The organism is Glycocaulis sp., from assembly GCF_052168375.1.
GTDB lineage: Bacteria > Pseudomonadota > Alphaproteobacteria > Caulobacterales > Maricaulaceae > Glycocaulis.
This window is the reverse complement of the sequence record NZ_JBQLZR010000223.1, coordinates 1-8,987: the sequence shown is the minus strand read 5'-3', so window position 1 is coordinate 8,987 and position 8,987 is coordinate 1. Positions and strand designations below refer to the sequence as shown.

At 63.6% G+C, this 8,987-nt stretch carries 10 protein-coding genes and 1 pseudogene; 6 read left to right on the top strand and 5 right to left on the bottom strand.

The features are described from left to right. The 3 genes and pseudogenes from ACTS2Z_RS09145 to ACTS2Z_RS09135 form a co-directional block, all read left to right on the top strand. Positions 1–378 (top strand): annotated as a pseudogene (locus ACTS2Z_RS09145) (hypothetical protein); the annotation flags it as partial. Between the two features lie 36 nt (positions 379–414). After that, complete coding sequence (locus ACTS2Z_RS09140; protein ID WP_442572906.1) at positions 415–879, top strand: VOC family protein; 465 nt, start codon at positions 415–417, stop codon at positions 877–879. A gap of 81 nt (positions 880–960) precedes the next feature. Beyond that, entirely contained in the window at positions 961–1,281 is a 321-nt protein-coding gene (locus ACTS2Z_RS09135; protein ID WP_442572905.1) for a hypothetical protein, read from the top strand. 21 nt (positions 1,282–1,302) lie between these two features. Here the strand turns inward: ACTS2Z_RS09135 and ACTS2Z_RS09130 are convergent, their stop codons facing one another. Further along, entirely contained in the window at positions 1,303–2,499 is a 1,197-nt protein-coding gene (locus ACTS2Z_RS09130; RefSeq protein WP_442572904.1) for a hydroxymethylglutaryl-CoA reductase, read from the bottom strand. 25 nt (positions 2,500–2,524) lie between these two features. Further along, on the bottom strand, positions 2,525–3,253 hold the full coding sequence (gene rph / locus ACTS2Z_RS09125) for a ribonuclease PH (protein WP_442572903.1): 729 nt from the start codon (positions 3,251–3,253) through the stop codon (positions 2,525–2,527). Positions 3,254–3,391: 138 nt separating this feature from the next. Here rph and hrcA point away from each other — a divergent pair, with 138 nt between their 5' ends. After that, the gene (gene hrcA / locus ACTS2Z_RS09120; protein ID WP_442572902.1) at positions 3,392–4,462 is read left to right on the top strand and encodes a heat-inducible transcriptional repressor HrcA; all 1,071 of its coding nucleotides are present in this window, start codon (positions 3,392–3,394) and stop codon (positions 4,460–4,462) included. 53 nt (positions 4,463–4,515) lie between these two features. Continuing rightward, complete coding sequence (grpE, locus tag ACTS2Z_RS09115; RefSeq protein WP_442572901.1) at positions 4,516–5,157, top strand: nucleotide exchange factor GrpE; 642 nt, start codon at positions 4,516–4,518, stop codon at positions 5,155–5,157. Positions 5,158–5,243: 86 nt separating this feature from the next. On the opposite strand, the gene ACTS2Z_RS09110 is transcribed toward grpE, so the two are convergent. The 3 genes from ACTS2Z_RS09110 to ACTS2Z_RS09100 all read right to left on the bottom strand — a co-directional run bounded on the left by ACTS2Z_RS09110 (position 5,244) and on the right by ACTS2Z_RS09100 (position 7,219). Continuing rightward, on the bottom strand, positions 5,244–5,597 hold the full coding sequence (locus ACTS2Z_RS09110; RefSeq protein ID WP_442572900.1) for a YMGG-like glycine zipper-containing protein: 354 nt from the start codon (positions 5,595–5,597) through the stop codon (positions 5,244–5,246). A gap of 126 nt (positions 5,598–5,723) precedes the next feature. Further along, positions 5,724–6,383 (bottom strand): alpha-ketoglutarate-dependent dioxygenase AlkB, encoded by a 660-nt coding sequence (locus ACTS2Z_RS09105; RefSeq protein WP_442572899.1) that lies wholly within the window; start codon positions 6,381–6,383, stop codon positions 5,724–5,726. Next, positions 6,380–7,219: a hypothetical protein gene (locus tag ACTS2Z_RS09100; protein WP_442572898.1), complete on the bottom strand. Its 840-nt coding sequence runs from the start codon at positions 7,217–7,219 to the stop codon at positions 6,380–6,382. The genes ACTS2Z_RS09105 and ACTS2Z_RS09100 overlap by 4 nt, the downstream gene beginning before the upstream one ends. A gap of 329 nt (positions 7,220–7,548) precedes the next feature. Here ACTS2Z_RS09100 and dnaK point away from each other — a divergent pair. After that, positions 7,549–8,987 (top strand): molecular chaperone DnaK (gene dnaK, locus ACTS2Z_RS09095; protein WP_442572897.1); only part of this gene is annotated, 1,439 nt, incomplete at its 3' end.

Genomic DNA, 8,987 nt, shown 5'->3' with positions numbered 1-8,987 from the left:
ACTCGGGCAGGCTATGAGCAGATCGGGCGCCCCACCGGCGCGACCGCCTGGGCGGGACGCGGCGGCTATGTCTTCATGTTCACCGTGTTTTTCGGCGTCGTGGCGTTTGGCGCATTTCCAGCCTTCCTGCTGGCCCGCCTGCACCATACCCGCGCGCCGGAACCCTTCACCCATGCCCTTGCCCGCGCGCGCGGCGAGCCGATCCCGGAAGAGACCGGCTGGCGCCGCCGCCCCAAATGGGCGAGGCGCGCCCGCCCCGACGCGGATGTCGAGGCCGGGTCCGGCGATGGCCCGCGCCGCAAGGCAGGTGACACCGAGCGTGATGACGCCTCGAGCGATGGCAGCGATGGCGGTGGTGATGGCGGCGGCGGTGACTAGATAGGCTGTAACAGTCAGACACGAAGGACGAGGCCGATGAAATACCTTCACACCATGGTGCGGATCACCGATGTCGATGCGTCCCTGCGCTTCTATTGCGACGGGCTGGGCCTGAAACAGATACGGCGCATGGACAGTGAGAAGGGACGCTTCACCCTGATTTTCCTGTGCTCGCCCGATGATATTGACGCAGCTGGCGGAGTGCCCGAGGAAGGACCCTTGCCGTCGGGCCTGCCCTGCATCGAGCTGACCCATAACTGGGACCCGGAAACCTATTCCGGTGGACGCAATTTCGGCCACCTCGCCTACCGGGTGAAGGATATCTACGCGCTGTGCGCGCACCTTCAGTCCATGGGCTACACCATCAACCGGCCGCCGCGCGACGGCCACATGGCCTTTGTCCGCTCGCCCGACAACATATCCGTCGAGCTTCTGCAGGAAGGCGAGCGCCAGCCCCCGCGCGAGCCCTGGGCCAGCATGGAAAACACCGGCAGCTGGTAGGTCGGCGCGTTAAGGGTTTGGCCACCTTCCCTTGACTTCGGTTAATGTTCCGCTTATGTTCTTGTGGAGAACAGGAGCGGCATGATGAAGTACGCATCCAGGATCAAGGCAAGCGGTGGCGGCTATGCGCGCAATGCGGGCAAGCGGTGGCGCTTCGAGGATGAGCGGGAACTGCGTGAGCTGGCCCGCCGCGGTGTTCCCGTGCAGCGCATCTCGCTCAAGCTTGGCCGTCCCGAAGGCGCTATCCGCACCAAGGCGAACGCGCTTAATCTGGACCTGGTCGAAGCACCTGCCGGTGTGCCGGTTTCGCGGCCCGACCTCGCACCGCGTAAAGTGCAGACGGGACATTCCGCCGTCGCGCCCTTCGCGCGGGAGGCCCGTCAGCTGGAGCTGTTCAACTAGCTCGCCCTGGAGCCGAAAGGCCTAGCGGTTACGCCCCAGCCGGTCGTGGCTTTCCACCCAGTCGCCGGCCACGACCGCGCTCGCCAGCGAAATCTCGCCGGCAAGCACCGTCGCTGCGCATATCTCGATGAAGCGGCCGACCTTGCCCTTGCCCCGGCACCCCAGAATGTCGAGGCACTCGCCCTGTGTCGGCAATTGCGTGCCGCCGCCAAAGGTCGCGACGATCAGCGCCGGCAGGGTGATGGACCAGTAATATGTCTCCCCGTCATCTTCCAGCCGGACATAGGTCATGGCGGTGTGCGATTCCGCGATATTGGCGGCATCCTGCCCGCAGGCGATGAAAAGAGCAGCCAGCCCATTAGCGGCATGCATGCCGTTATTGGCACTTCCCGCCATCACCGATCCGGCAAACGAATTCAGCCGCGCCCGGAAGAGATCGGCGGCCGCCACGCCCGCCCGTTCGCGCAGGACCGCGTCAGGAATGCGGGCTTCTGCAATGACCCGCGCGCCACGCGAATGCAGCACATTGATATGGCTGTGCTTCTTGTCGGTATCCATTGCTCCTGACAGGGTATAGCGCGCGCCTCCCGGATAGTGCTGCGCAATCCACTGGCAGGCGGCGAGGGTTGCCTTACCGCACATGTTCTGACCGGCAGCATCGCCGGTTTCGTAGTTGAAACGGAGGTGCAGCATCGGCCCGACCGAATAGCGCTCGATATGCGAGAGCTTGGCCACAGACGAGGTCGCTTCGGCCGCTTCGCGAATACCCTCCAGATGCCTGTCAATCCACTGTGCGAACGATCGTGCACCGCGAGCATCGTCAAAATGGAAGACCGGCGCGCGTTGCATGAAGCGCTCATGGATGGTGGTGGTAACACCGCCCGCCTCGGTGAGAATGCGCATGCCCCGGTTATAGCTCGCGACCAGAGTGCCTTCAGTCGTGGCGAGGGGAACATAGACGTCCTCGTCCACATGCTCGCCCTTGATCCGCAAGGGTCCTGCAAGGCCGATCGGTACCTGCACCACACCGATGAAGTTCTCGATATTGCCGGCGGTCACACCCGGATCGAACGAGTATGACCCGACATGGGTCAGCGGCAGTCCCGTACGTTTCGTCAGGAAGTCACGCCGCATGGTGGCAGCATCATGCGTATGATCGTTCGTCTTGTCCCGGGGAACCGGAGCGCGGACATCATTCCGGCGTGTCGGATCACTCATTGGCAGTTCTCCCCGGGTCAGGTGCTCAGGATTGGCGGCCGGCTTCCAGTGCGGCGCGCTGCATCTGCGTCAGTTCTGCCACGCCCTTGCGGGCCAGCGCAAACAGGGCATCGAACTCTTCCGGCTTCATCGGATCGGTCCCGGCGGTCGCCTGGATTTCCACCACCCCGCCATTGGCCGTCAGTACGAAATTGGCGTCTGCATCGGCGGTGCTGTCTTCCTCGTATTCAAGATCGAGGCGCGCCTCGCCCCTGATGATGCCGGCCGATACCGCCGCGAGTTGCCCGGTAACCGGATCGGATTTCAGTAGGCCCTCCTCCTGCAGGTATGCGCAGGCCGATTTCAGGGCGATCCACGCACCCGTGATGGCTGCGGTGCGAGTGCCGCCATCCGCCTGCAGGACATCGCAATCGATGATGATCTGGCGCTCACCAAGGGCTTTGAGGTCCACCACGGCGCGCAAGGAGCGCCCGATCAGGCGCTGGATTTCCTGTGTGCGGCCCGATGGCTTGCCGCTTGTCACCTCGCGGCGCGTCCGCTGATGCGTGGCACGCGGCAGCATCGCATATTCCGCCGTCACCCAGCCCTGCCCGCGCCCCCGCAGCCAGGGCGGCGTGGTTTCCTCAACACTTGCCGCGCACAGGACACGCGTATTGCCGAACACGGCAAGGCACGAGCCCTCCGCATAAGGCGCAGCGCCCATTTCGAAATGGACCGGACGCAAGGCATCGGCAGCACGGTTGTCAGGACGCATGAAGGCTCTCCATTGATCAGCTTGCCTTGTCCTAGAGGAGGCCGCCCCTGCTGTCCAAGCCGGACATGCCGATCCTGGCAGACGACGGCCTCGAACGGGTGAATTGAACTCCGGTCAGGATGGCCTTAATTGAGAGACATGGCTGACCCGTCGCCCCGCATGACGTCTTCCCTGGCTGATCTGGACGCACGCTCGCGTGACATTTTCCGCGAGCTTGTCGAGGCTTATCTCGACACCGGCGAACCGGTGGGTTCGCGCACGCTGTCCAAGCGCTCCACCTTGAATCTCTCCCCGGCTTCCATCCGCAACACGATGGCCGATCTGGCCGGAGCAGGTCTTCTGTCTGCGCCGCATACCTCTGCGGGCCGTATGCCGACCCATGCGGGCCTGCGCCTTTTCGTCGACGGCCTGTTGCAGATCGGCGAGGTGGCCGAAGAGGAACGCCGCGAGATCGAGGCGCGCGTCGGTGCGGCGGGCAAGCGCCCGGAGGACGTGCTGGCCGAAGCCTCCTCCCTGCTTTCAGGTCTCGCAGGCGGCGCAGGCCTCGTCGCGACGCAGAAACAGGACGCGCCCTTGCGTCATGTAGAGTTCGTGCCGTTATCCCCGGTGGAGATACTGGCTGTTCTGGTTTCGGAATCCGGCGCGGTGGAAAACCGGCTGATGACGGCGCCGGCGGGCCTGCCGCCCGCAGCGCTGGTCGAGGCGGGAAACTACCTCTCCGCGCGCCTGCGCGGGCGCACGCTGGCTGAGGCGCTGGCGACCATTCAGAGCGAGATTGCCGACAAGCGCGCCCAGCTGGATGCAGCTGCCGCCAGCCTTGTCGAGGCCGGTCTTGCTGACTGGAGCGGCTCGGAGAACCGCTCCCTCATCGTGCGGGGCCAGGCAAAGCTCTTGGATTCTGTAGAGGCGAGCGAGGATCTCGAGCGCATCCGCCTCCTGTTTGAGGATATCGAGCGCAAGGAGGACCTGCTCACCCTTCTTGATGAAGCGCGCAGCGCGCAAGGCGTGCGCCTCTTCATCGGGTCGGAAAATCCGCTCTTCTCGCTCTCCGGTTCCAGCGTGATCGTTGCGCCCTATCGCAATCGCGACCAGCGCATTCTCGGCGCGCTGGGCGTTATAGGCCCCACACGGCTGAATTATGCGCGCGTCATTCCGCTGGTGGACTATACAGCCCAGCTGGTGGGCCGCCTTCTCGACGCGCGCACCTAGCATCCCTATGTGTCGGGCAACCGAACGAACCGATCCAGTGACAGGACGCCATCATGAGTGAAGACAACAAGACCGGTCAGGCCGGCGAAATGCAAAACGAGGCAGACGAGGCTTTGAACGAGACTGCGCCGGTCGATGAAACAGCCGATGACGGTGTGGACGTGCTACAGGCCCAGCTGGACGATCTGCGCGACCGTCTCCTGCGGGCGGTGGCCGACGCCGAAAACACACGCAAGCGCGCCGCGCGCGAGGTGAAGGAAACGCGCGAATATGCCGTGACCGGCTTTGCCCGTGACATGCTGGACATTGCCGACAATCTCGAACGCGCGCTGGGCCTTCTGGATGACGGTGCGCGCAACAGCCTTCCCGATGCGGTCAAGCCGCTGGTCGAAGGCGTGGAAATGACGCAGCGCCGCCTGCAATCGACGCTCGAGCGCCATGGCGTGAAGCGGGTTGCGCCCGAGCCCGGTGATGCGCTTGACCCGAACCTTCACCAGGCTGCTGCCCAGATCCCTGCCGATCAGCCCAAGGGGCGTATCGCGCATGTCATGCAGCCCGGCTATGTGATCGGGGAACGCACCTTGCGCGCTGCCATGGTGGTGGTCAGCGCCGGTCCGGCAGAAGGCGCGGCCCCGTCTGCGCCAAAGCCGCAAGACACCGCCCGCCCCGGCAGCGGGCTCGATGTCGAGGCGTGATCGCAGGAAACCACTGATTCAGAGTAAAAAAGAACCCCGGCAGGAAACTGCCGGGGTTCTTCTTTTCAGGCCGGACTGAAGCCGGTCTAGCCGCGATACTCGCCGTTTTGCCAGTAGGTGCGGCCCGTGCGCTGGTCGATATAATAATACCGTCCGACACGCTGGTCGTAATAGAGCTCGGAATGGTTCCGGTTGTTCTGGTTCCAGCGGCAACCGCCATCTTCGCGGCAACCGGCATAGGCGCCGACCGCGCCGCCGACAATCGCACCGATAGCCGCGCCCTGCTGGGCATCACCGCTGCCGGTATTGTTGCCGATGACCGCACCGGCCAGTGCACCGGCGGCCGCGCCGCCCGCACCGCCGCGGACTGTGTTGCTGGAGGCGCAGCCCGCCACGATGATCGCGGGCGCTGCCAGGGCAATAATCATGAGCTTGCGCATCGCATGCCTTCCTTTCTTTGCCGGCGGCATGATCCCTCGTGGATGCCGCCCTCTGACAATTCATCAGATGACACCTATACGCGCGATGAACACGCCCGGTTCCCGCTAGGAACGATCAGGACCGGTTCACCGGACGGAGGACGGGCCGGGGGCCGTGACCCGGCGCAGGGTCAGATTTATTCGCCGTGCGCCAATCGTGTCCGGGATCAGGGTGGAACTTCCTTCGAGAACTCCGTCCACCCCGTGATAGAAGCGCCGCGAGGCCCCGCCCAGCACTACAACATCGCCCGACGAGACAATGAATGATCGCGTCTTGCTGCTCCTTGACGGCCCGCCAAGGCGAAAGCGCGCCTTGTCGCCAAGGCTGATCGAGACCACCGGCGCGTCGCGGGCGTCCTCGTCAGCGTCAATATGCATCCCCAGCCGTGCGCGCGGTCCGTAAAGATTGACCAGACAGGCCTCGGGCGGGTCGCTCCAGTCTGAAACGGCTGACCAAATGTCCAGAAGGCACCGGGGCATGTGCGGCCATGGCGTGCCGGTTTCGGGATGATAGGGCTGATAGCGATAGCCGGACTTGTCAGCCACCCAGCCCAGCGGGCCGAAATTGCTCATCATAAGGCTCATCGGCTTTCCCGAACGCGGCATGGAAGGCCGGAAGGCGGGTGCTGCCTGCAGGCCCGCCATCACGAGGCCGACAAGCGTCTCCTGGTCGGCGCGGGAGAGGTATCCGGCCAGCAGCCGAAAGCCCGAGGGCTCGCTCAGCGTACCGGCCAGAGTGTGCGTCACTGGCAGGACCGGGAAGCTTCCAGACGGCGGTTGTAGGCAGCGCTTTCCTCGTTGAATTCACGCGCCTCACGGTCATAGGCATCGTTTTCGCGATTATATTCGCGGCGCTCCTGCTCGTACTGGGAGATGTTGTAGCGGCGCACCTCGCCCGCGATGCCATAGGGGTCTGTGGTTACATTGTTGAGGTGACGCTCTGTTGCTTCCAGTTCGCGCCGCCACTGGCTCAGGCGCCGGCGCATGCCGTTCAGTTCAGAGCGCCACTGGCGCAACTCTTCGCCCCATTCGGTCAGCTCATTACGCTCTGCCTGACAGCTGGCTGAAATGCCGGGGCGTGATGTGCCGGCAGAAGAGGCGCTGGAAGCGGCTGCTGTGACTGGCACGCTGACCGGACCGGACGTGGTGCGCGCATCGGAGAAGCATATCCGCATTTCGCCCTGATTATCGCCAAGCGTGGTGTGGGAGTCGTTGATCCCGACCATCAGCCGCGTGCCCGAAATCATTGTTCCGGGTTGAAGGATGGACACGGCTCCGCTTTCGCTTCGGGTCAGCAGTGCGCCGAACGGAAAGCCTTGAACGGCCTTGTATTCGCTAAACGGTTCAAGCCGCTGGCCATCTGCGCCTGTGTGGCCCTGCGGCCCGACGGGCGCATAATTGGCGGCATCAACGGTCCACGACCCGCTGATTGAAGAGACACGCGGCTGGCCGTCCCCGGCGAACGTCCAGCTTACCCATCCCGCGCGCGAGGACAGTGACCGGCAGACCTCTTGGGCAGCGGCATTGCCTGCCAGTCCGGTCATGCCAAGAAACGCGGCTGCAATCATGTATGGGCGCTTCATGAGACCTCCCCGCTATGGCTGTGTCAGGCGCTGGAGGGATTGGCGCACCAAAACCTGCGGCCGATCAAGTATAAACTTGCATGCCCGCAGCACTGGCCGGGCATGCAGCCGCGCAACAGGAATCTCCGCTGCGCCCTTGCACGGCCGTGCGCGTCTCCCTAAATCGCCCCGTATCAAGAGGGGTCTTTCCCGACCATCTCGAAGGGTTATGACGAAGACCAGTGAATGGACCTGCACGGGGGGCGGACTGACGGCGAGCCGCCGCAAACGCTTTTGAAGGTTTACGGAACGCGCACCCCGCCCTGCCACAAAGTGGAGAAAGTGAAAACATGAGCAAAGTTATTGGCATTGACCTTGGCACCACGAACTCGTGCGTTGCGGTCATGGAGGGCGGTCAGGCCCGTGTCATCGAGAACACCGAGGGCGTGCGCACCACGCCGTCGGTGGTTGCGTTCACCGAGGATGGCGAGCGGCTGATTGGTCAGCCGGCACGCCGCCAGGCCGTGACGAACCCGGAACAGACCTTCTTCGCCATCAAGCGCCTGATCGGGCGCACCATGAACGACCCGACGGTCAAGAAGGACGCCGACATGGTGCCCTACAAGATCGTTCCGGGCGATAATGGCGATGCTTGGGTACAGGGGCGCGACAAGAAATACGCGCCGTCCGAAATCTCCGCCTTCATCCTGCAGAAGATGAAGGAAACGGCGGAAAGCTATCTCGGCGAGAAGGTCGAAAAAGCGGTCATCACCGTGCCGGCCTACTTCAATGATGCCCAGCGTCAGGCCACCAAGGACGCCGGCAAGATCGCCGGGCTTGAAGTGCTGCGCATCATCAACGAGCCGACGGCGGCTGCGCTCGCCTACGGACTCGACAAGTCCGACCAGTCGAAAACCATTGCCGTGTACGACCTTGGCGGCGGCACGTTTGACATCTCCGTTCTGGAGATCGGTGACGGCGTGTTCGAGGTGAAGGCGACCAATGGTGACACCTTCCTCGGCGGTGAAGACTTCGACATGCGTATTGTCGATTACCTTGCCGACGAGTTCAAAAAGGAAAACGGCATCGACCTTCGCAAGGACAAGCTGGCCCTCCAGCGCCTGAAGGAAGAGGCCGAGAAAGCCAAGAAAGAGCTCTCCAGCGCCACTGCCTACGAGGTCAACCTGCCCTTCATCACGGCAGATGCCTCCGGCCCGAAACACCTCAACCTGAAGCTCAGCCGCGCCAAGCTCGAAGCTCTGGTCGAGGATCTCATCAAGCGCACGATCGAGCCCTGCAAGGCAGCGCTGAAAGATGCCGGTATCTCCACCGGCCAGATCGACGAGATTGTGCTCGTCGGTGGCATGACCCGCATGCCGAAGGTCCAGGAGGCCGTGAAGGCCTTCTTCGGCAAGGAACCCCATCGCGGTGTGAACCCTGACGAGGTTGTGGCCATGGGTGCGGCCATCCAGGCCGGCGTGCTGCAAGGCGATGTTAAGGACGTGCTCCTGCTAGACGTTACCCCGCTTTCGCTGGGTATCGAGACGCTGGGCGGCGTGTTCACGCGCCTAATCGACCGCAACACCACCATCCCGACCAAGAAGTCGCAGACCTTCTCCACCGCTGATGACAATCAGACGGCTGTGACGATCCGCTGCTTCCAGGGTGAGCGGGAAATGGCCGCCGACAACAAGCTGCTCGGCCAGTTCGACCTTGTCGGCATTCCGCCCGCTCCGCGCGGCATGCCGCAGATCGAGGTGACGTTCGACATCGACGCCAACGGCATCGT